The sequence below is a fragment of the Streptomyces sp. CCM_MD2014 genome, from assembly GCF_000772045.1.
Taxonomy (GTDB): Bacteria; Actinomycetota; Actinomycetes; order Streptomycetales; family Streptomycetaceae; genus Streptomyces; species Streptomyces salinarius.
This window is the reverse complement of record NZ_CP009754.1, coordinates 6,983,021-7,004,160: the sequence shown is the minus strand read 5'-3', so window position 1 is coordinate 7,004,160 and position 21,140 is coordinate 6,983,021. Positions and strand designations below refer to the sequence as shown.

Genomic DNA, 21,140 nt, shown 5'->3' with positions numbered 1-21,140 from the left:
CGCCCATACGGCCTGCGGCATGATTGCGAGGCGTGACCGGACGACTGATGCTTCTCGACACCGCCTCCCTCTACTTCCGCGCCTACTTCGGCGTGCCGGACTCGGTGAAGGCGCCCGACGGCACGCCGGTGAACGCCGTGCGCGGGCTGCTGGACTTCATCGACCGCCTGGTGAAGGACCACCGCCCCGACCACCTGGTCGCCTGCATGGACGCCGACTGGCGCCCGCACTGGCGGGTGGAGCTGATCCCCTCCTACAAGGCGCACCGGGTGGCCCAGGAGCGCCCGGCGGGCCCCGACGAGGAGGAGGTGCCCGACACCCTGTCCCCGCAGGTGCCGGTCATCGAAGCCGTCCTGGACGCGCTCGGCATCGCCCGCGTCGGCGTGGCCGGGTACGAGGCGGACGACGTCATCGGCACCTACACGGCCCGGGCCACGGGTCCGGTCGACATCGTCACCGGCGACCGCGACCTCTACCAGCTCGTCGACGACGCCCGCGGCGTGCGCGTGCTCTACCCGGTCAAGGGCGTCGGAACGCTCAACCTCGTCGACGAGGCCGCGCTGCGCGAGAAGTACGGCGTCGACGGCAGCGGCTACGCCGACCTGGCGCTGCTGCGGGGCGACCCGAGCGACGGCCTGCCCGGTGTGCCCGGCGTCGGGGAGAAGACGGCGGCCAAACTGCTGGCCGAGTTCGGGGACCTGGCCGGGATCCGGGCCGCCGTCGACGACCCCAAGGCGAAGCTCACGCCCACGCAGCGCAAGCGGCTCACCGAGGCCGGGCCGTACCTCGACGTCGCCCCGAAGGTCGTACGGGTGGCGGACGACGTGCCGCTGCCGGACACCGGCACGGCGCTGCCGCACGGCCCGCGCGACGCCGAGGCGCTGGACGCGCTGGCCGCCCGCTGGGGGCTCGGCGGGTCACTGCAGCGGCTGCTGACCACGCTCACCGCCTGAACCGGGCCCGGTGGGCACCCGTTTCCCGAGCGACGAACCGGGCCGGGATGCTAGCTTAGGCATACCTAACTCAGCCAATCGCACTGCAGGGAACTGGGAGGCCGTCATGGCAGACCGTCCGGCACGCAAACCGCGCAAGCCGCACACGGCGCAGGTCGTCCGCACCGAGCGGCTGACCCCGCACATGCAGCGCGTGGTGCTCGGCGGCGAGGGACTGGCCGAGTTCTCGGCGGACACCTGTACCGACCACTACGTGAAGCTGCTGTTCCCCTCCGGGGGCGCGACGTACCCGGAGCCCTTCGACATGGAGCGGATCCGCGAGGAGTTCCCGCGTGAGCAGTGGCCGGTGACCCGGACGTACACCGTGCGCCACTGGGACGCCGAGCACCGCGAGATGACGCTGGACTTCGTCGTCCACGGCGACGAGGGTCTCGCCGGGCCCTGGGCCAAGCGGGCGCGGCCGGGCGAGCGGATCCACTTCATGGGCCCGGGCGGTGCCTACGCCCCGGACCCGGCCGCCGACTGGCACCTGCTCGCCGGTGACGAGAGCGCGCTGCCCGCGATCGCCCGCTCCCTGGAGGCGCTGCCGGACGGCACCCGCGCGTTCGCCTTCGTGGAGGTCGAGGGGCCGGAGGAGGAGCAGAAGATCGACTCCGACGTGGAGGTCGTCTGGCTGCACCGCGCGGGGCGTCCGGTCGGGCAGGCCCTGGTCGAGGCGGTACGCGCGCTGGAGTTCCCGGAGGGCCGCCTGCACGCCTTCGTCCACGGCGAGGCGGCCTGCGTGAAGGAACTGCGCCGGTACCTGCGGGTGGAGCGCGAGATCCCCCGAGAGGACCTGTCCATCTCCGGCTACTGGCGGCTCGGCCACAACGAGGACGGCTGGCAGGCCTCCAAGCGTGAGTGGAACGCCCGGATCGAGGCGGAACAGGAGGGCCGGGAAGCGGCGTAACGTCCCCTCTCCTCCCTCCGCGCTCGTGCCCTCAATCGCCGCGCACGCGTGCGTGCAGGTGCATGTCGTGCCAGCCGTCGGGGTGGAGCAGTGCGCTGCGCTTGGTGCCCTCCAGGGCGAAGCCGGCCTTCTGCGCCACGCGGCACGAGGCCTCGTTGGCCACCGCGTGGGAGAGCTCCAGGCGCTGGAAGCCGATCTCGTCCAGGGCCCAGCGGGCGAGGGTGCGGGTGGCCCGCGCGGCGACGCCCCGGCCGCGGGCGCCCGCCGTCGTCCAGTAGGCGACCTCCGCCACTCCGTCGCCGAGCAGCACCTGCCGCAGCGCGACCCGGCCGAGCAGCCGGTCGTCGGCCGCGTCGGCGACCGCCCACTGGATGTCGCGCTCCCGCTGCCAGGCCTGCCGCCACTCGGCGATCCAGCCCCGTACCTCCTCCTCGGAGTCGGCGGCGCGGATGTGCCACTGGTGCATCACCGGGTCCTGGAAGGCCGCGTGCACGGCGGGCGCGTCCTCGGCGCGCCACGGGCGCAGCAGCAGCCCGTCGCCGGTGGGGATCGTGGGCTGCGGGGTGCGGGACAGGGTGCCGGCGGGGAGGACCGGGCGGGTCAGGTAGGGCATGGGCGGCATCCTGCCAACAGCGGCGGACCCAGGCCCAGCGGTTTTCCCGGACCATGACTTCCGCCTCGACCCGCCGCCGCAGGTCACCGCCCCGTACGCTGACGGTGATGAGACGCCGTACCCCTCCCCCGCCCTCGCCCCTGCCGCAGCGCGACGGCATCGACGCGGTGCGGGTGCGCCTGCCCGCGGACGGGACGTGGTCCACGGTGCGGGACCACCTCGTCGAGCGGCTGTCGGGCGCGGGCGCCGGCGTGGTCGAGGGCATGTTCGACGCCGGGGCGTTCGTCGGCGCGGACGGGCGCCCCGTGGCGGGCGACACGCCGTACGAGCCCGGCATGTTCGTGTGGTTCCACCGCGAGCCGCCCGCCGAGGTGCCGGTGCCCTTCCCGCTGGAGATCGTGTACCGCGACGAGCACGTCGTCGTCGCGGACAAGCCGCACTTCCTGGCCACCACACCGCGCGGCGGCCACGTCACGCAGACCGCGCTGGCCCGGCTGCGCCGGGAGCTGGGCGTTCCGGAACTCGGCGCCGCGCACCGCCTGGACCGGCTCACGGCGGGGCTGGTGCTGTTCACCGTGCGCCCGGAGGAACGCGGCGCCTACCAGAGGCTGTTCGCCGACCGGCGGGTGGGCAAGGAGTACGAGGCCGTCGCCCCGTACGACCCCTCGCTCGCCCTCCCCCGGACGGTCCGCAGCCGGATCCTCAAGGAGCGCGGGGTGCTCGCCGCCCGGGAGGCGGACGGCGAGCCGAACGCCGTGACCCGCGTCGAGCTGCTCGGCCGCCGGCCGGAACGGGGGCTCGCCCGCTACCGGCTGGTGCCCGGCACCGGTCAGACCCACCAACTGCGCGTGCACATGAGCGCGCTCGGCCTGCCGATTCTCGGCGACCCCCTCTACCCCGAGGTGGCCGCCCCCGTGCCGGCCGGTGACTTCCGGCGCCCGCTGCAACTGCTCGCGCGGGAACTGGCGTTCACCGATCCGGTCACGGGGCGCGAGCACCGCTTCCGCAGCGGCCGGTCGCTCGGCGCCTGGACGGCGTACGAGGACTGGGCGGCGTACGGGGACCGGGACGGCCGTCAGTAGCCGCGCCACCACCGCAGGAAACGCTGCCAGGCGCCGCGGGGAGGCTGCTGTTCCGCGGTCGGTACCCGCTGGGGCTCGGCGGCCGTCACCGACACGGGCTGCGGCGGGTGCGACGGCAGCGGCGGCTGCGGGCGCTGTTCCGGCTTCGGCATGCCGACGTGCCAGGGGGCGCGCCGTTCCGGGACGGGTGCGTGGCTCGGCTGCTGCCTGATGTCCTGCTGTGCCCTGGGTTCGAACCGCACCGGCAGTTCCACCAGGTGCCGCGACGCGATGGAGGACCGCCACCGCAATTCGTCCTCGTCGCAGTCGAGCCGGACGTCGGGCAGCCGCATCAGCAGCGCGTCGATGCCGGCGTCGGCGATGGCCCGCCCGATGTCCTGCCCGGGGCACTCGTGCGGACCGCCGCCGAAGGCGAGGTGGGCGCGGTTGCCCATCATGTCCGCGCTCAGGTCCGGGCGGATGCGCGGATCGACGTTGCCCGGCGCGATGCCGAGCAGCAGGCCGTCGCCGGCGCGGATGCGCTGGCCGCCGAGTTCCGTCTCCTGCTTGGCGAAGTAGGCGAAGACGGTGCTGAACGGCGGCTCGTCCCACAGCGACTGCTCGACCGCCTGGGGCACCGTCATCTGCCCGCCGCTGAGCTGGGCACGGAAGCCGGGATCGGTGAGGACCACGCGCAGCACGTTCGAGATCAGGTTGACGGTCGCCTCGTAGGCGGCCAGCAGGACCACCCGCAGGTGTTCGCGGACCTCGTCGTCGGTGAGTCCTGCCGGGTGGGTGACGAGGCGCCCGGCGATGTCGTCGGCCGGGGCGGCCCGGCGGGCGGCGGTGAGCCGGCCCAGCGCCTCCATGACGTAGGCGTGGCTGGCGATCGCCGTCTCGGTGCCCTTGAGGGTGTCGCGGGCGGCCTCCACCAGCCGGTCGCTGTACTCCTCGGGCATGCCCAGGAGATGGCACATCACGCCCATCGGCAGGTGTTCGGCGAACTGGCCGACCAGGTCGGCCCGGCCCTCCTCGCAGAACCGGTTGACGACGCGCTGGGTGTAGCGCTTGATGTGCCGGCGCAGCTCCCGGAAGTCGAGGTCGGACATGGCGCTGGTGACCGCGCCGCGCAGCCGCTTGTGCTCCTCGCCCTCGGCGTGGGAGCAGATGGGCTGCCAGGCGATGTGCGGCATCAGCGGGTGGTCGGGCTTGACCATGCCCTCGTTGAGCGGGGTCCAGATCCGGCTGTCGCGGCAGAACTGGGAGGGGGTGCTGACCATGTGCAGGTTCTCGGCGTGCCCGAGGACCACCCACATGGGTACGTCGTCGTGGAGCAGCGCGGGCGCCACCGGCCCGTGCTGCTCGCGCAGCTTCTCGTAGAGCTCCTGCAGGTCGTCGGCCTCGTGCAGCCGGTGCAGTCCGCCCGGCCCGAGGCCGTGCGCGGGGCAGCCGGGCGGGGGTTCGAGCAGGGGTTCGCCCGTTCCGGTCGGGGCGTGGCGTTCAGGCGTCACAGTCTCGCTCCGCAGCAGAAGGTGTGGATCACGTCGAATGAGTGGAGGGGGTCGGCGGGGCGCGCGGGTCAGGTCAGCGCGCCCTTCATGGCGAGGGCGTGCAGGAAGCGCATCAGGGTCATCAGGACGTCCCGGCTGGAGGCCCGGCGCCGCACGTCGCAGTCGAGGATGGGGATCTCCTCGGGCAGGTCGAGCGCGGTGCGCAGCTCCGCCATGGGGTAACGGGGCGCGTCGGGGAAGGTGTTGACGGCGACCACGAAGGGCACGCCGCGCTCCTCCAGGCGTCCCATGACGTCGAAGCTGACCTCCAGGCGGCGGGTGTCGACGAGGACGACCGCGCCGAGTGCGCCTTCGAAGAGGCCGTTCCACAGGAACCAGAAGCGTTCCTGGCCGGGTGTGCCGAAGAGGTACAGCACCAGTTCGTCGGTGATGCTGATCCGGCCGAAGTCCATGGCGACGGTGGTGGCCGTCTTGGAGGCCGAGCCGTAGTTGTCGTCGACGCCGATGCCGGCCTGGGTCATCGTCTCCTCGGTGGTCAGCGGTCTGATCTCGCTGACCGAGCCGACCATGGTGGTCTTGCCGACCCCGAAGCCGCCCACGATGACGATCTTCACGGCGGCCTCGGCGGTGTGGGGCAGCCGGTCCTCGGTGCGCGGGCCCGGGATCGTGTCAGAGCTTTTGAAGTCCATGCATCACCGCTTCGAGGAGGTTTCGGTCGGCGACCTTCTGGCGGACGATCGGGGCGCGGGCCTGCACCAGCTCCTTCGCCAGCAGGTCGGTGAGCAGCACGGTCACCACGCTGAACGGCAGGCTCAGGTAGGCCGACAGCTCGGCCGTGGACAGGGGGGCCGCGCACAGCCGCAGCAGGGCGGCCTGTTCGGGTGTGGCGGACACCGGGGGGTCGGCGCGGGCCACGATCAGGGTGACGAGGTCGATGTCGGCACGTTCGCCGCCCCCTTCGCCGCCGATGACGAAGAGCCGCTCGGGGTTGCGCAGTTCGCCGTCCTTGGCCGGTGCACCGCCGGGGGCGGGCGCGGCGGGCCGGTCCGGCCCGGGGGATCGCCTCTGGCGCTGGGGAGGAGTCATACGGTCTGCCCGTTGCGCCGTGCGGGACTGGTGAGGTGGGGGCCGATCCGGGCGACCAGGTCGGCCATGCTCAGGCCCATCCGGCCGGGTTCGCAGCGGACGTCGGAGAGCACGGCGAGGTAGGCGTTGGGGCCTGCGGCCATCAGGTAGAAGTAGCCGCCGTTCATCTCGATGAGCACCATCTTCATGTCGCCGTCGCTGGTGGGGATCTCCTGGCTGACGGCGCTCGCGAGGCTCTGGAGTCCGGCGCAGGCTGCGGCGACGCGGTCGGCGGCGTCGGGGTCGCCGGAGTAGCGGGCGATGCGCAGGCCGTCGGCGGAGAGCACCACGATCATCTCGATGCCCGGGACGCCGTCGTAGAGATCCCGGAGCATCCAGTCGAACTTGCCTTGCTGCTCGATCACTTGAGGTTCCCCTCGTCGTCTGCCGGGGCGTGGGCCGGCTCGCTGCTGCTGGACTGCTGGTGCGCCCGGGTGGTGCCCGGGTGCTGCTTGAGGCCCTCCCAGAAGGCGCCGATGAAGTGGCCCGGCGGGAGGCCGCCCTGGTCCTTGTCCTGCTCGGACTCCGGCTCCGCGGGCGCCGGGATGCCCTTGCGGGCGCGCTCCGCCGCCTGGCGGGCCTCGCGTTCGGCGTCCTCCCGCTCCCAGGCCGCCTGTTCGGCGAGGCGCTGGCTGAGCGGCATCTTGACCCGGCTGCGGCGCTGCGGCAGGCCGCCCGCCGTCCACTCGGTCACCTCGGGGACGTCGTCCTCCAGGGAGACGGTGGCGGGGATGCGCGGGCTGGTGGGGCGGCGCTTCTTGGGCTTGCGCTGCGGTCCGGGCAGGGCGTCGGGGCCGGGTGTGGGGATGGAGGTGGCACCGATGCCGTGGGCGAGGCCGACGCCCGGCTCGGTGGTCATCATCTTGCTGGGCACGATGAGGATGGCGCGGACGCCGCCGTACGCGGAGGCGCGCAGCGAGACGTCCATGCCGAACTGCGTGCACAGCCGTCCGACCACCGACAGGCCCAGGCGCGGGTGCTGGGCGAGGTCCTGCACGTCGGTGCCGCGTTTGGCCTGTTCGAGCAGGCCCTCGATGCGGGCGCGGGACTCCTCGCTGAGGCTGACGCCGGCGTCCTCGATCTCGATGCACACACCGCTCTGCACCTCGGTCGCGGTGACGTGCACCTTGGCGGCGGGCGGCGAGTAGCGGGTGGCGTTGTCGAGGAGCTCGGCCGCGGCGTGGATGACCGGTTCGACCGCGGTGCCCTTGATGTTCACCTTGGCGATGGAGGCCAGGTTGATCCTGCGGTACTCCAGGATCCGGGACATGGCACCGCGCAGCACGCTGTAGAGGGCGACCGGCTCGGGCCACTGGCGTCCGGGCCGGCCGCCGCCGATGACGGAGATGGAGTCGGCGAGGCGGCCGATCAGGGAGGTGCCGTGGTCGATGCGCAGGAGGTCGTCGAAGACCTCGGGGTTGCGCCCGTGGTCCTCCTCCATCTCGCGCAGCTCCTTCTGCTGCTGGTGGACGATCGCCTGGACGCGGCGGGCGATGTCGACGAAGGAACGCTCGGCGGACTCGCGCATGGAGTCCTCGTGGTCGACGATCTCGCAGACCATGCGGATCAGCTCGCGCTGGGGCTCGCCGAGTTCGGGGTAGGAGGGGTCGATCTCGCCGAGGCGGTTCATCACCTCGCGGGGTGTGGCACCCCGGCGCATGAAGTGCAGGACGTTCGGAATGACTTCGGCGCCGAGCCGGACCATCTCCTCGTGGTGGCCCGCGGCGCGGTGTTCCAGATACGCGGTGTGACGGGCGTGTTCGGCCTGCTGGGTCCGCAGCATCCGGCCGCGGCGTACGGCTTCGGCGGCCGCGGCGAGCACCAGGAGGACGGCGAGGCCGCCGCACAGGCCGACGGCGGGCCGGGCCCGTTCCGTCACGAGGGCGACGGCGGCCCCGGTGGCCGCGGCCATCAGTATGACCGGCAGCAACAGCACGCGCGCGTAGGGAAGTTCGCGGTGACCTGGAGGGGAATCAACACTCACCATGTAGGCCCTCTGAAAACGAATAGGCGGGGATGGGGATGCTTGCGGCGGGGTATGTCTGGGAGTTGTCGGGATCTTCGGCGCATTGGGAACAAGCGCGCGATTACACCCCAACTCGGTGCGCTGCGGGCGAGCTTAGTCCGGTCGGATCATCGCCGTGTCATATTCGGCAAGCACCTGAAACGGGCATGGGGACTGGAGTATGGTCGGACCCATTTGCACGCCGGGGAATCGTTCGAACACACGGAGTGGCGGCTTCAGGGTGTACGAAAACTACTCACCGTGATGAGGGAGAGCGACGCGCCGGACGCCCCGGAACGCACGCGGGCCCGGCGGGGTCTCCCGCCGGGCCTGTGAGGTGCCGGGGCCGGGGTCAGCCCACGGACGAGTAGGCGACCACTCCGCGCAGCAGCTCGTCGACGGCCTTGCGCGCGTTCTTCGGGACGGTGGAGCCCGCGCCGGGCGCGGCGGCCGCGATCTGGCCGAGGACGTCGATGACCTGCTTGCACCAGCGCACGAAGTCACCGGCCGGCATCTCCGCCTCGCGCAGCACCTCGTCGAGCCCCTTGCCGGACGCCCACATGTACGCCGCCCAGGCGAAGCCGAGGTCGGGCTCGCGCTGGCCCACGCCTTCGGTCTGGCTGATCCGGAAGTCCTCCTCCAAGGCGTCGAGCCGGCCCCAGATCCGGACCGTCTCGCCGAGCGCGGCCTTCGCCTTGCCCGAGGGCACCTTCGGCGCCATCGCCTCGTCGGCGGCCCGGGACTCGTAGACCAGCGCGGAGACGCAGGCGGCCAGCTCGGCCGGGGACAGCCCCTCCCAGACGCCCTCGCGCAGGCACTCGCTGGCGAGCAGGTCCAGCTCGCCGTAGAGCCGCGCGAGGCGCTTGCCGTGCTCGGTGACCTCGTCGCCGCGCAGGTAGTCCAGCTCGGTCAGCAGGGCGACGATCCGGTCGAAGGTGCGGGCGATGGTGTTGGTCCGGCCCTCGATCCGGCGCTCCAGCTGCGAGGTGTCGCGCAGCAGCCGGTGGTAGCGCTCGGCCCAGCGGGCGTGGTCCTCGCGGTCCTGGCACCCGTGGCAGGGGTGCGCGCGGATCGCCTTGCGCAGCCGGGCGATCTCCCGGTCGTCGGCCGCCTGGGAGCGCTTCTTGCGGGCCCGCTCCGGCGGGATGTGCCCGGCCTTGGTGCGCAGCGCGGAGGCGAGGTCTCGGCGGGACTGCGGCGAGCGCGCGTTGAAGGTCTTCGGGATCCGCATCCGGTCCAGCGCCTCGACGGGCACCGGGAAGTCGATCGAGGCCAGGCGCTTGACCTGCCGCTCGGCGGTCAGCACCAGCGGGCGGGGCCCGTCGTGGTGGTCGAAGCCGCGGTGACCGTTGGAGCGCCCGGCCGGCAGCCCCGGGTCGAGGACGAGGGCGAGGCCCGCGTACTTGCCCGTGGGGACGTGGATGACGTCGCCCGGCTTGAGCTTCTCCAGCGCCACGGCGGCCTCGGCACGCCGCTGGTTGGCGCCCTGCCGGGCCAGCTCCTGCTCGCGGTCCTTCAGCTCGCGGCGCAGCCGGGCGTACTCGTCGAAGTCGCCGAGGTGGCAGGTCATGGAGGCCTTGTAGCCCTCCAGGCCCTCCTCGTTGCGCTGCACCTGACGGGAGATGCCGACGACCGACTTGTCGGCCTGGAACTGCGCGAAGGACGTCTCCAGCAGCTCCCGCGAGCGGTGCCGGCCGAACTGCTCGACCAGGTTGACCGCCATGTTGTACGACGGCTTGAAGCTGGAGCGCAGCGGGTACGTGCGTGTGCCGGCCAGTCCCGCGAGGTGTTCGGGGTTCATGCCGCGCTGCCACAGCACCACGGCGTGCCCCTCGACATCGATGCCGCGCCGGCCGGCCCGGCCGGTGAGCTGGGTGAACTCCCCGGGGGTGATGTCGGCGTGCTGCTCGCCGTTCCACTTGACGAGCTTCTCGAGGACGACCGAGCGGGCGGGCATGTTGATGCCGAGGGCGAGGGTCTCGGTCGCGAAGACGGCCTTGACCAGACCGCGGACGAACAGCTCCTCGACGACCTCCTTGAAGGTCGGCAGCATGCCCGCGTGGTGGGCGGCGATGCCGCGCTCCAGTCCTTCCAGCCACTCGTAGTAGCCCAGGACGTGCAGGTCCTCGCGCGGGATGGAGGCGGTGCGCTCCTGGACCAGGGCCCGGACCTGCTCCCGGGCGCCCTCGTCGTTGAGCCTCAGGCCCGCGTACAGGCACTGCTGGACGGCGGCCTCGCAGCCGGCCCGGCTGAAGATGAACGTGATCGCGGGCAGCAGCCCTTCGGAGTCCAGCCGCTCGATGACCTCGGGCCGGCTCGGCGTCCAGACGCGCGAGCGCTGTCTGCGCTCCCGCTCCCGGTCGGCCTCCTTCATGGCGCGGCCGCGCCTGCGGTCCTGGTAGGACGGGCGGCTCGCCTCCAGGCGCGCCATGCGCGTCAGGTCGGGGTTGACGGCCTTCTTGTGGCCCTCGGCCTCCTCGAACAGGTCGTACATGCGGCGGCCGGCCAGCACGTGCTGGAACAGCGGCACGGGCCGGTGCTCCGAGACGATCACCTGGGTGTCGCCGCGCACGGTGTCGAGCCAGTCGCCGAACTCCTCCGCGTTGGACACGGTCGCCGACAGTGACACCAGGGTCACGGACTCGGGCAGGTGGATGATCACCTCCTCCCACACGGCTCCGCGGAAGCGGTCGGAGAGGTAGTGCACCTCGTCCATGACCACGTACCCGAGGCCGAGAAGGGTCTGCGAGCCCGCGTACAGCATGTTCCGCAGGACCTCGGTGGTCATGACGACCACCGGTGCCTCCGAGTTCACGCTGTTGTCGCCGGTGAGCAGCCCCACCTTGTCCGCGCCGTAGCGGCGGCACAGGTCGGCGTACTTCTGGTTGGACAGCGCCTTGATGGGCGTCGTGTAGAAGCACTTGCGGCCCTGCTGGAGGGCGAGGTGGACGGCGAACTCGCCGACGATCGTCTTGCCGGAGCCGGTGGGCGCGGCCACCAGCACGCCCTTGCCCGCCTCGAGCGCCTGACAGGCCTCGATCTGGAAGGGGTCGAGGCCGAAGTCGTACATCTCGCGGAAGGTGGCGAGCGCGGTGGCCTGCTCGACAGCGCGCTGACGGGCTGCCGCGTACCGCTCGGCCGGTGAGAGATCCTCTGTCATCGTGCTTTCGAGCGTACCGGGCCGCACTGACAACAGGACGATCATTATCCGGATCGGCCGTGTGGGGGGACTGCGGGGCCGCGGTGGGGGCCCGTGGGAGGCGTCGTGGGGCGGCGAAGCCTGCCGTCACCGCCCCGGCGTCCCTCAGGTCACGTCGTCGTACCCGTTGACCCGGTCCGTCGTGGCCTGCTCGGGCAGGGCGCGGGCGGTGGTCACGGCCTCGACCTCGCCGATGTCCTCGGGCGTCAGGTCCAGCTCGGACGCCTCGTCGTCGTCGGGCTCCAGGGCCTCGCGACGGGCCTTGCGGCGGTCGTTCAGCAGCGCGACGACGACCGCGCCGAAGTACAGCACCCAGATCGGTCCGGCCAGCATGAGCATGGTCAGGGGATCCGTGCTGGGCGTGGCGATGGCCGCGAAGAGCGTGATCCCCATGATCATCGCGCGCCACCAGCCCAGCATCCGTCGGCCGGTCAGGACGCCGGTGAAGTTGAGCATCACCAGCAGCAGCGGCAGCTCGAAGGAGAGACCGAAGACGAGCACCATGCGCGTGACGAGGTCGAGCAGCTCGTCCAGCGGCAGCAGGTTGTCGACGTCGCTCGGGGTGAACTCGATCAGCACCTTCGCCGAGGTGGGCAGCACCGCGTAGGCGAAGTAGGCGCCGATGAGGAACAGCGGAGCGCCGGTGGCGACGAACGCGTAGGCGTACTTCTTCTCGTTCCGGTGCAGGCCGGGGGCGACGAACGCCCACAGCTGGTAGAGCCAGACCGGCGAGGCCAGCACGACACCGGCCGTCAGGGACACCTTCAGCGCCAGGGTGAAGGGGCCGAGCAGACCGTTGATGGTGATCTGCGCGCACGGCTCCGAGCCGGCCTCCGACCGGGCCAGCTCCGCGAACGACTTGTCACAGCCGATCGACTCGAGGATCGGCTCGGTGAGGAGGTTGATGATCTCCTGATAGAAGAAGGCGGCGGCCACGGTGACGACGACGATGGCCAGCAGCGCCTTCGCGAGCCGGTTGCGGAGCTCACGAAGGTGCTCCGCGAGCGGCATCCGCCCCTCGGGATCCTTCTCCTTGTTGCGGGCAGACTTCAGCAACCCACGTTCCCATCTCGTGCGGCGGGCCGGAGGTCACCGGCCCTGCGTCAGCGCTTGGTCGTGTCCGTCGGCTCGGAGACCGGCCGGGAGCTGGTCACGTCGCCGGGGGCGGCCTGGATGGTGCGCTGCGCCGCGGACTGCTCCGGGTTCGGCGGGTCGGCGGGGGCGGCCTCGTCGGACTTGCCCTCGCTCTTCATCGCCTTGGCCTCGCTCTTGAGGATGCGCGCCGACTTGCCGAGCGACCGCGCCATGTCCGGAAGCTTCTTCGCGCCGAACAGCAGGATGATGACGACGAGGATGAGAATGATCTCGGGGGCGCCGAGCCTTCCGAACATAAGTCTTTACCTTCTCACCGAGGCGGCTGGGTGGGGGTGCTGTCCGACCGGTCGGACAGGTGTCCGATCGATCGTGTTGTGCAGCGATCGTAACGCTCAGGGGTGAACGCGAGGCAATCCCCGTGCGTACTCCCGTCCGCGGCCGGGCCTCGTTTTCCTGGCCGCGACCAGCAGCGTACCGTCCGAAACCCGTGAGGTGACAGGGCGAAGTGTCCCAAAACATAACTCACACCCGCCCGTCGCGGCACCGGCTCCGGCCCGCGGTCGAGTTCACACGGTCACAAGGCGTCCACGGCACGGGCGGCGCTCTCGGTCGCCCGCTCCAGGTCCTCCGCGGCACGGCTGATGCGGCGGGCGGAGTCCGTCACCTGCCGGCCGAGGCGCTCGGCCTCCACGAACACCTTCACGGCGAACACCGCGAGGACGGCAAGACCCAGGAAACCCACGGCAACCGCGAACATCGGCCAGAACATGAGGTCGAGACTAGACGGTGGAGTGCAGCCGCAGCGTCCTGACCCCGCCGCCGGTGAGCAGCTCCACGACCCGCTCCCCCGCCGGCTTGCGCACGGCCGACCCGCAGTCGGGGCAGGTGAACGAGTAGAACGTGGTGCGGCTCGTGGCGCCGATGGCCAGGCGCAGGGCGCTCGCGGCGAGTTCGAACCGGCCCCGGCACTCCGGGCAGCCGGCCTTGAAGACGACCGGTGACACGCGTCTCATGCCGGCGAACGCGGTCGCCGCCGTCATGCCCGGCCCGGACTGTCCGGACGGCCCTGCTGGTCCCGTCGGTCCCAGGGGGTCGCTCACAGTGCTCGCTCCTGCCTGTCGTGCCGCCCGTCGACCGCGCCGGCGCCCCCGCGCGCACCGGCCCCGGTGACCGTCCCGGCGTCGCCGTGTTCCCCGGCCGCCTCCACGCCGTCGTACGCGGCCAGCGCCTCGCGGGCGGCCTGCCGGGCGCTGTCGGCGAGCGCGGACGGGGAGACGATCCGCCCGTCGCGTCCGAGCCGCAGCGCCAGCCTCCGCAGGGAGGCCGGGTCGGGGGTGCGCAGGGTGATACGCAGGCCGCCGTCGGGAAGTTCATCCGCGCTGTCGTGCGGGTAGTACTCGGCCACCCAGCGCCCGCCCGGGCCGACCTCCACGACCACCTCGGGATCCTCGGCGGCCGGCTGCACCAGCCCCTCCGACAGGTCCCGCAGTTCCACCTCCGGCGGCGCGGACGGCTCGTCCAGGATGCGGATCTCGGCCACCCGGTCCAGCCGGAAGGTGCGCCGGGCCTCCGAGCGGCGGCACCACGCCTCCACGTAGGTGTGCCCGACGCTGACCAGCCGGATGGGGTCGATCTCCCGCTCGGTGACCTCGTCGCGGGCCGGCGAGTAGTAGCGGATCCACAGCCGGCGGCGCTCCGAGATGGCCCGGTCGACGTCGGCGAAGACACCGCCCTCGGACTCGAAGGTGACGGACAGGCGCGAGCTGGCACCGGCGGCCTCGCCGGCCGAGGTCTCCACCTTGGCGGTCGCCCGCAGCAGCGCCTGCCGGTCGCTCTCGCGCAGCCCGGGCAGGGTCGCGACGGCCCGGGCGGCGACCAGCAGCGCGGTGGCCTCGTCGGCGGCCAGCCGCAGCGGCTCGGCCGCGTCCGCGCCGAGCGCGGCGGGATTGTGCCACCAGATGCGCTCGCCGTCGGTGTCGATGTCGAGGAGGTCGCCGCCGCGGAAGCTGGTGCCGCACATGGGCAGCACGTCGAGGTCGGAGACCAGCTCGTCCTCGGTGATGCCGAACGCCCGCGCCACGTCCTCGATGCGGGCCCCGGGGCGCTCGCGCAGATACGTCACCAGGGACAGCATCCGACGTGTCTGGTCGATGGCGTTCACGGGCCTGACCGGTTTGCCTGCCACTGTGTTGTCCGCTCCCCCTCAGCCCTTGGCGACGGCACGCAGCCGGTCCACCACGTCCGCACGCAACTCCGCCGGCTCCAGCACCACCACGTCCGGCCCGAACTCCACCAGCCAGGCGTCCAGGCCGTGCCCGTACGGAATCTCCAACTCGTCCCAGCCGTCACCGAGTTCCCGCACCCCGGTGGCCTTCGCCCGAAGGGGGTAGCCCGCGCCCGTGCGCAGCCGGATCAGCGCGGAACGGTCGGCGGTCTCCCCCGCCCAGCTCGCGACCGTCTCCCGTACGGTGACGACGTCCGGCACCGGTGCGGTGAACCGGGCGCCGCGCGAGCGCACCTTCCCCGTGATCCGCGACAACCGGAACACCCGCTCGGCACCCCGGTCGCGGTCGAAACCCGCCAGGTACCAGTGGCCGCGCCAGCACTCCAGCGCCCACGGCTCCACGTGCCGGGACTCGGGCTGGGCGGCGTTCGCCTTGCGGTAGTCGAAGACGACCGGCCGGCGGTCGCGGCAGGCCAGCATCAACGGCTCGAAGGCCGCCTCGTGCACCGGAATACGGGGCTCCAGCGCACCGTGCGCCTCGTACGGGTCGACGTCCTCGGGCAGCCCGGCCGCCCGCAGCTTCTGCAGCGCGCCGCTCGCGGCACCGGCGAGCCGGGCCTGCTGCCACACCTTCGCGGCCAGCCCGAGGGCGGCGGCCTCCTCGGCGTCCAGGGTGATGGGCGGCAGCCGGTTGCTGTCCCGGCGGGCCAGGTAGCCGATCTCGCCGTCGAGGCTCTCCACGGTCTCGATGACCAGTCCGAGTTCGCGCAGATCGTCCTTGTCGCGCTCGAACATGCGGTTGAAGGAGTCGTCGGAGCCCGCTTCGAGATAGGCCTCGACGGACTCGCGCAGCTCGCGCTTGCTGAGTGGCCTCCGTGTCCCGAGCAGACACAGCGCCAGGTTCATCAGCCGCTCGGCCTTGGCAATGGCCATCGACGCCCTTCTCCCTATGGTGCTTACGACGGATGACCGTACCGCCCCGCGGCGGCGCGGCAAAAGCCGAGGGCCCATGCCCGGACAGGCATGGACCCCAGGTGACCGGCTCTGATCGCCGTCCGCTCGGACTTCGATCAGACTCCGAGCAGATCGACCACGAAGATCAGCGTCGAGCCGGGCGGGATCGCCGGGGTGGGGCTCTGGTCGCCGTAGGCGAGGTGCGCCGGGATGGTCAGCTGGCGGCGGCCGCCGACCTTCATGCCCTGCACGCCCTGGTCCCAGCCCTTGATGACGCGGCCGCCACCGAGCGGGAAGCGGAACGGCGTACCGCGGTTCCAGCTGGCGTCGAACTCCTCGCCCGTGCTGAAGGTCACGCCCACGTAGTGGACGGTCACGGTCTGACCGGCCTCGGCAACCGGGCCGTCACCCTCCCAGATGTCCTTGATCTCGAGGTCCGCCGGGGGCTCGCCGCCCGGGAAGTCGACCTCGGGCTTGTCGATGCTCACGTGTTCAGCTCCTGCTTGTCTGCGGAAAGGCAACATCCAAGTCTTACATCCCCGGACGTCACATCTTCGCGAGGATGTCCACGGAGAAGACGAGCGTGGAGTCCTTCTCGATGCCGCTGCCCTCCGGCGGGTTGTCCCCGTAGCCCAGGTCCGGCGGGATGACGATGAGGACGCGGCTGCCGACCTTCTTGCCGGTGAGCCCCTGCGCCCAGCCCTTGACGACCTGCTGCAGCGAGAACGACGTCAGCTGCTTGCGGGCGTACGTGGAGTCGAACTCCTTGCCGCCGTCCCACAGCACGCCCTTGTACTGCACGAGCACACTGTCCTGGGCACCGACCTCGGCGCCGTCCCCCTCCAGGACGTACTCCGCCACGAGCTTCTTCGGCGCGTCGGCCTTCGGCACCTCGATGGAGGGCGCCTTGCCGTCGGTGTTCGTACCGACCTTCGGCAGTGCCGCGTCGTCCTGCGGGACCTTCTTGCCACGGGCGCTGCTCCTGGCGTTGAAGGTGTCCTTGACGTCGACCACGAACACCAGCGTGTCGTCGCCCTTGATGCCCGCCTGCTCATTGCCCTGCTCCCCGTAACCCCAGGTGGGCGGCACGGAGAACTCGACGCGGCTGCCGGTCTTCTTGCCGGTGAGCGCGTACCGCCAGCCGTCGATGATGCTGCCCTGGGCGAGCTGGATGATGAGCGGGGTCTTGCGGTCGTAGGAGTTGTCGAAGACCTTCGCGCTCTGCCAGATCTGGCCCAGGTAGTCCGCCGCGATGAAGTCGTTCTCCGCGACGGCCTTGCCGCCGCCCGCGACGACCGTCTTGACCGCGAGGTCCTTGGAGGGCTCGCCGCTGCCCTTGGCCACGGTCGGCTTCTCGCCGAACTTCGTCCCCGCGGTGATCGCCGGCAGCGGACCGTCGACGATCTTCGGCGGCGGCGCGGAGGTGGCCGAGGCCTGCGGCGAGGCGCTGTCACTCGCGTCGCTCGATGAGCCGGAGTCGTCACCGCAGGCGGCGAGCGTGACCAGTCCCGCGGGGACGGCGATGAGAAGGGAGCGTCGGCGCACGGTGGGGGCCTCGTATCGGTGTCGGGTCGGTCCTGATGGCTGGCGTGCGCGCAACTCTACGGCGTGAGAAGGGCACCGTACGGCTAACGTACGGTGCCCGTGTGGCGTTCCGCCCTTTCGCGCGGAAAGCCGGGACTCTCACCCCGTCCGGGTCACATCCCGGCGATCAGCTTCTCCACCCGGTCGTCCACCGAACGGAACGGGTCCTTGCACAACACGGTGCGCTGCGCCTGGTCGTTGAGCTTGAGATGGACCCAGTCGACCGTGAAGTCCCGGCGCTGCTCCTGAGCCCGCCGGATGAAGTCCCCGCGCAGCCGGGCCCGAGTGGTCTGCGGCGGGACGGACTTGCCCTCGAAGATCTTCAAGTCGTTGGCGACCCGGGCGGCCTGGCCCTTCTTCTCGAGCAGGTAGTACAGACCACGACGACGGTGGATGTCGTGGTAGGCGAGGTCTATCTGCGCGACCCGCGGATGCGACATGGTCATGTTGTGCTTGGCCCGGTACCGCTCCAGGAGCTTGTACTTCATGACCCAGTCGATCTCGGTGTCGATACGGTCCAGGTCCTCCGCCTCGATCGCCTCCAGCGTGCGGCCCCACAGCTCCAGCACCCGCTCCACCGTGCCGGTCCGGATACCGCGGCGGTCGACGAAGTCGACGGCCTTCTCGTAGTACTCCCGCTGCACCTCCAGCGCGGACGCCTCCCGGCCACTGGCCAGGCGCACCTTGCGCCGCCCGGTGATGTCGTGGCTGACCTCGCGGATCGCCCGGATCGGGTTCTCCAGGGTCAGGTCCCGCATCACCGTGCCCGCCTCGATCATGCGCAGCACCAGGTCGGTCGCACCGACCTTGAGCAGCATCGTCGTCTCGGACATGTTCGAGTCGCCCACGATGACGTGCAGCCGCCGGTAGCGCTCCGCGTCGGCGTGCGGCTCGTCACGCGTGTTGATGATCGGCCGGGACCGGGTCGTCGCCGAGGAGACACCCTCCCAGATGTGCTCCGCCCGCTGGCTGACGCAGTACACCGCACCGCGCGGCGTCTGCAGCACCTTGCCGGCACCGCAGAGCAGCTGCCTCGTCACCAGGAACGGAATCAGGATGTCCGCCAGCCGCGAAAACTCCCCGTGCCGGGCCACGAGATAATTCTCGTGACAACCGTACGAGTTGCCCGCGGAGTCGGTGTTGTTCTTGAAGAGGTAGACGTCGCCCGCGATTCCCTCCTCGTGCAGGCGTCGTTCGGCGTCCACCAGGAGTCCTTCGAGAATGCGCTCGCCCGCCTTGTCGTGGGTGACGAGTTCGGTCACGTTGTCACACTCGGGTGTCGCGTATTCCGGATGTGATCCCACGTCGAGATACAGGCGGGCGCCATTGCGCAGAAAGACGTTGCTGCTGCGGCCCCATGACACGACACGGCGGAAGAGGTACCGCGCCACCTCGTCAGGCGACAGGCGGCGCTGTCCCCTGAACGTGCACGTGACGCCGTACTCGTTCTCCAGCCCGAAAATGCGGCGGTCCATGACTGAACATTACGCCTGATGACCCGAACTGAAACGGGGTTCGACGGCACGGTTTGGATCATTTTCCGATGAAGCCGCAACCACCGCTCCCCGCACCGGAGCTGCGAGGACCCGCCCGGTGCAGGCCAGCACCAGCAGCGAGACACACCCCGCCGCCCCCGGCACCGCGAAACCCCACAGCGCCCCGCCGTACTCCACGACCGGCCCCGCCAGACCCGTACCCACCGAGGCACCCACCGTGAACGTCGTCACCAGCCACGAGAACGCCTCCGTCACCGTCCCCCGCGGCGCGTGCACATCCACGAGGACGAACGCACACGCGATGCACGGCGCCAGGAACACCCCCGCCACGACCGTCAGCAGCACCATGGCCACCGCGCCCGGCATCAGCATCAACGGCAGATAACAGACCGCCAGCAGGGCCACCAGCACCCGCAACCGCCGCGCCGGCTCACCCGCCCACCGCCGCGCCCCGTACACCACACCGCCGACCAGCGCACCCAGCCCCAGCGCGGCCATCAGCCACCCGTACACGGCGTCGCCACCGTGCTCGTCGGCGTACGGCACCGAAGCCACCGTGATCGACCCGAGCGCCATCCCGATGAACAGGAAGGCCCCCAGCAGTGCCAGCAACCCGCCCGAACGCAACGCGCCCAGCCAGTGCGCCTCGCGCGGCGCCGACCGCCACGCCCGCGAAGGCGGCGACACGACCACAGACAGCGCGCCCAGCACACCGAGGCCGTTCAGCACCAGCAGGGCCGCCTGCGGCGACCACAGCGACACGCACACCGTCACCAGCAGCGGCCCGACGGTGAACATGACCTCCTGCGCCACGGCGTCCATCGCGTACGCCGTGTGCACCTGGTCCTCCTCACCCAGCACACTCGGCCACAACGCCCGCAGCCCGCCCTCCAGCGGCGGCGTGAACAGCCCCGCCGCCCCCACGGCCGCATACGCGAGCACGGCCGCCCCGGTGCCCGCGAAGGCGAACACGGCCATCGCCAGCGCCGAGAGCACCGCGGCCGGCAACTGCACCCGCGGCTGCCCGTGCAGGTCCACCAGCCGCCCCAGCACCGGCTGCCCCACGGCGTTCGCGACGCCGTACACCGCCGCCAGCGCCCCCGCCAGGCTGTACGAACCACCCTCGGCCCGCACGAACAGCACGATCGCGATCGCCGCGGTCGCGTTGGGCAACCGTCCGACCAGCGTGCCGGCCAGCAGCCGTACGGCATGCCGCGCCCGGAGAATGTCCAGATACCCGGCGACCACGACGCACCTCACCCATCCTCGGTCAGAGACGTTTTACGTATAACTTCCGCTGCCATACGTACCATGTCGCCTGTTCAGCAGTCCAGACGAAAGCGCAGGCGAACGGTGGCACGAGGCAGCACCCGCCCCACGAGCCGGGACGTCGCCCAGGCCGCCGGCGTCTCCCAGGCAGCCGTCTCCCTGGTCCTCGGCGACAAATGGCGCGGCCGGGTCTCCGAACCGACGGCCCAACGAGTGCGCGCGGCCGCCTCGGAACTGGGCTACCGCCCCAACCTCGCCGCCCGCAACCTCCGCCTCGGCCGCACCCGCACCGTCCTGCTCGTCGTCCCCGCCCTCACCACGGAGTTCTTCGCCGAGGTCTACACGGGCGCCGCACGCGTCGCCGCCCAACACGGCTTCGGTGTCGTCCTCTACCCCTCACCCGAAGGCGTCGGCCCCGCCCGCGACCCCTTCGCCTCCGCACAGGCCGCACTCGACGGCGTCATCGCCTCCTCCATGGCCGCCGACGCCCTCACCGCCATCCGCGGCGACCAGCTCCCCCTGGTCATGCTCGACAGCGACCCCGAGGGCAGCCTCGGCGCCGCCACGGTCAACCTCGACATCGCCGACGGCATCCGCCAGGTCACCGAGCACCTGCTGGCCCTGGGCCACCGCAGCTTCCTCCACCTCGCGGCCGACATCCCCTCCTGGACCTTCGAGGTACGCGCCCGCGAACTGGCCTCGCGGCTCGACGCCGCCCCCGGCACCCAACTGCGCACGATCAGGGCGCCCATCTCGATCGAGGGCGCCCTGAGAGCCACGGAAGCCGCCCTCGCCGCACCCGGGCCCCGGCCCACGGCACTCGTCTGCGACGACGACAAACTGGCGGCCGGCGCCTACAAGGCCATCCGCCGCGCCGGACTCCGCGTCCCCGACGACCTCTCCGTCACCGGCCTCGACGACCTCGGCCTCGCCACCGCCATCGACCCCGAACTCACCACCGTCCGCCTCGACGCGGAAGCCTTCGGCGAACGAGGCATGCGAGCCCTGCTGGCGGTACTGGAAGGCAGGCCCCCCGAGGAGGGGGACCTGCCGGTCAGCCTGGTGGTACGGGGATCAACGGCCCCGCCGCGGTGAAGCGGGC

General features: G+C 71.6%; 21 protein-coding genes. 4 read left to right on the top strand and 17 right to left on the bottom strand.

From position 1 onward, the window contains the following. Positions 1-47 precede the first annotated feature (47 nt). Positions 48-953 (top strand): 5'-3' exonuclease, encoded by a 906-nt coding sequence (locus tag NI25_RS31205; protein WP_107072138.1) that lies wholly within the window; start codon positions 48-50, stop codon positions 951-953. A gap of 106 nt (positions 954-1,059) precedes the next feature. After that, on the top strand, positions 1,060-1,902 hold the full coding sequence (locus NI25_RS31200; protein WP_061445655.1) for a siderophore-interacting protein: 843 nt from the start codon (positions 1,060-1,062) through the stop codon (positions 1,900-1,902). 31 nt (positions 1,903-1,933) lie between these two features. Here the strand turns inward: NI25_RS31200 and NI25_RS31195 are convergent, their stop codons facing one another. Continuing rightward, positions 1,934-2,515 carry a GNAT family N-acetyltransferase gene (locus NI25_RS31195; protein WP_061445654.1) on the bottom strand — a complete coding sequence of 194 codons (582 nt, stop codon included), beginning with the start codon at positions 2,513-2,515 and terminating at the stop codon, positions 1,934-1,936. Between the two features lie 107 nt (positions 2,516-2,622). Between NI25_RS31195 and NI25_RS31190 the strand changes: the two genes are divergently transcribed. Continuing rightward, positions 2,623-3,597, top strand: a complete 975-nt coding sequence (locus NI25_RS31190) for an RluA family pseudouridine synthase (protein ID WP_061445653.1) — start codon at positions 2,623-2,625, stop codon at positions 3,595-3,597. Here the strand turns inward: NI25_RS31190 and NI25_RS31185 are convergent. The 16 genes from NI25_RS31185 to NI25_RS31110 form a co-directional block, all read right to left on the bottom strand. Further along, positions 3,591-5,087, bottom strand: a complete 1,497-nt coding sequence (locus tag NI25_RS31185) for a cytochrome P450 (protein ID WP_061445652.1) — start codon at positions 5,085-5,087, stop codon at positions 3,591-3,593. The two genes, NI25_RS31190 and NI25_RS31185, sit on opposite strands and share 7 nt — an antisense overlap. A gap of 68 nt (positions 5,088-5,155) precedes the next feature. Then, positions 5,156-5,776, bottom strand: coding sequence for a GTP-binding protein (locus NI25_RS31180; protein WP_061445651.1), 621 nt, complete (start codon positions 5,774-5,776; stop codon positions 5,156-5,158). Beyond that, a complete protein-coding gene (locus NI25_RS31175) occupies positions 5,757-6,173 on the bottom strand; it encodes a DUF742 domain-containing protein (RefSeq protein ID WP_061445650.1) in 417 nt (138 codons plus the stop codon). Before NI25_RS31175 ends, NI25_RS31180 begins: the two co-directional genes overlap by 20 nt. Beyond that, positions 6,170-6,547, bottom strand: a complete 378-nt coding sequence (locus NI25_RS31170; RefSeq protein ID WP_167308645.1) for a roadblock/LC7 domain-containing protein — start codon at positions 6,545-6,547, stop codon at positions 6,170-6,172. Before NI25_RS31170 ends, NI25_RS31175 begins: the two co-directional genes overlap by 4 nt. A 26-nt stretch (positions 6,548-6,573) precedes the next feature. Next, positions 6,574-8,199: an ATP-binding protein gene (locus tag NI25_RS31165; protein ID WP_061445649.1), complete on the bottom strand. Its 1,626-nt coding sequence runs from the start codon at positions 8,197-8,199 to the stop codon at positions 6,574-6,576. Positions 8,200-8,569: 370 nt separating this feature from the next. Next, positions 8,570-11,422, bottom strand: coding sequence for a DEAD/DEAH box helicase (locus NI25_RS31160; protein WP_061445648.1), 2,853 nt, complete (start codon positions 11,420-11,422; stop codon positions 8,570-8,572). A gap of 99 nt (positions 11,423-11,521) precedes the next feature. Continuing rightward, complete coding sequence (tatC, locus tag NI25_RS31155) at positions 11,522-12,472, bottom strand: twin-arginine translocase subunit TatC (protein WP_061445647.1); 951 nt, start codon at positions 12,470-12,472, stop codon at positions 11,522-11,524. 47 nt (positions 12,473-12,519) lie between these two features. After that, entirely contained in the window at positions 12,520-12,807 is a 288-nt protein-coding gene (gene tatA / locus NI25_RS31150) for a Sec-independent protein translocase subunit TatA (protein WP_061445646.1), read from the bottom strand. A gap of 278 nt (positions 12,808-13,085) precedes the next feature. Continuing rightward, complete coding sequence (locus NI25_RS31145) at positions 13,086-13,280, bottom strand: hypothetical protein (RefSeq protein WP_052837748.1); 195 nt, start codon at positions 13,278-13,280, stop codon at positions 13,086-13,088. Positions 13,281-13,290: 10 nt separating this feature from the next. Then, complete coding sequence (locus tag NI25_RS31140; protein ID WP_078884782.1) at positions 13,291-13,611, bottom strand: hypothetical protein; 321 nt, start codon at positions 13,609-13,611, stop codon at positions 13,291-13,293. Then, positions 13,608-14,696, bottom strand: coding sequence for a helix-turn-helix transcriptional regulator (locus tag NI25_RS31135; RefSeq protein ID WP_078884781.1), 1,089 nt, complete (start codon positions 14,694-14,696; stop codon positions 13,608-13,610). The genes NI25_RS31140 and NI25_RS31135 overlap by 4 nt, the downstream gene beginning before the upstream one ends. 18 nt (positions 14,697-14,714) lie before the next feature. After that, positions 14,715-15,668 (bottom strand): helix-turn-helix transcriptional regulator, encoded by a 954-nt coding sequence (locus tag NI25_RS31130; protein WP_061445643.1) that lies wholly within the window; start codon positions 15,666-15,668, stop codon positions 14,715-14,717. Positions 15,669-15,805: 137 nt separating this feature from the next. After that, positions 15,806-16,177, bottom strand: a complete 372-nt coding sequence (locus tag NI25_RS31125) for an FKBP-type peptidyl-prolyl cis-trans isomerase (protein ID WP_061445642.1) — start codon at positions 16,175-16,177, stop codon at positions 15,806-15,808. A 58-nt stretch (positions 16,178-16,235) separates the two neighbouring features. Beyond that, the gene (locus NI25_RS31120; RefSeq protein ID WP_061445641.1) at positions 16,236-17,234 is read right to left on the bottom strand and encodes an FKBP-type peptidyl-prolyl cis-trans isomerase; all 999 of its coding nucleotides are present in this window, start codon (positions 17,232-17,234) and stop codon (positions 16,236-16,238) included. 152 nt (positions 17,235-17,386) lie between these two features. Beyond that, entirely contained in the window at positions 17,387-18,748 is a 1,362-nt protein-coding gene (gene pafA / locus NI25_RS31115; RefSeq protein ID WP_061445640.1) for a Pup--protein ligase, read from the bottom strand. A gap of 9 nt (positions 18,749-18,757) precedes the next feature. Further along, on the bottom strand, positions 18,758-20,017 hold the full coding sequence (locus tag NI25_RS31110) for an MFS transporter (RefSeq protein ID WP_061445639.1): 1,260 nt from the start codon (positions 20,015-20,017) through the stop codon (positions 18,758-18,760). A 105-nt stretch (positions 20,018-20,122) separates the two neighbouring features. Here NI25_RS31110 and NI25_RS31105 point away from each other — a divergent pair, with 105 nt between their 5' ends. After that, positions 20,123-21,133 (top strand): LacI family DNA-binding transcriptional regulator, encoded by a 1,011-nt coding sequence (locus tag NI25_RS31105; protein WP_061445638.1) that lies wholly within the window; start codon positions 20,123-20,125, stop codon positions 21,131-21,133. Positions 21,134-21,140 lie beyond the last annotated feature (7 nt).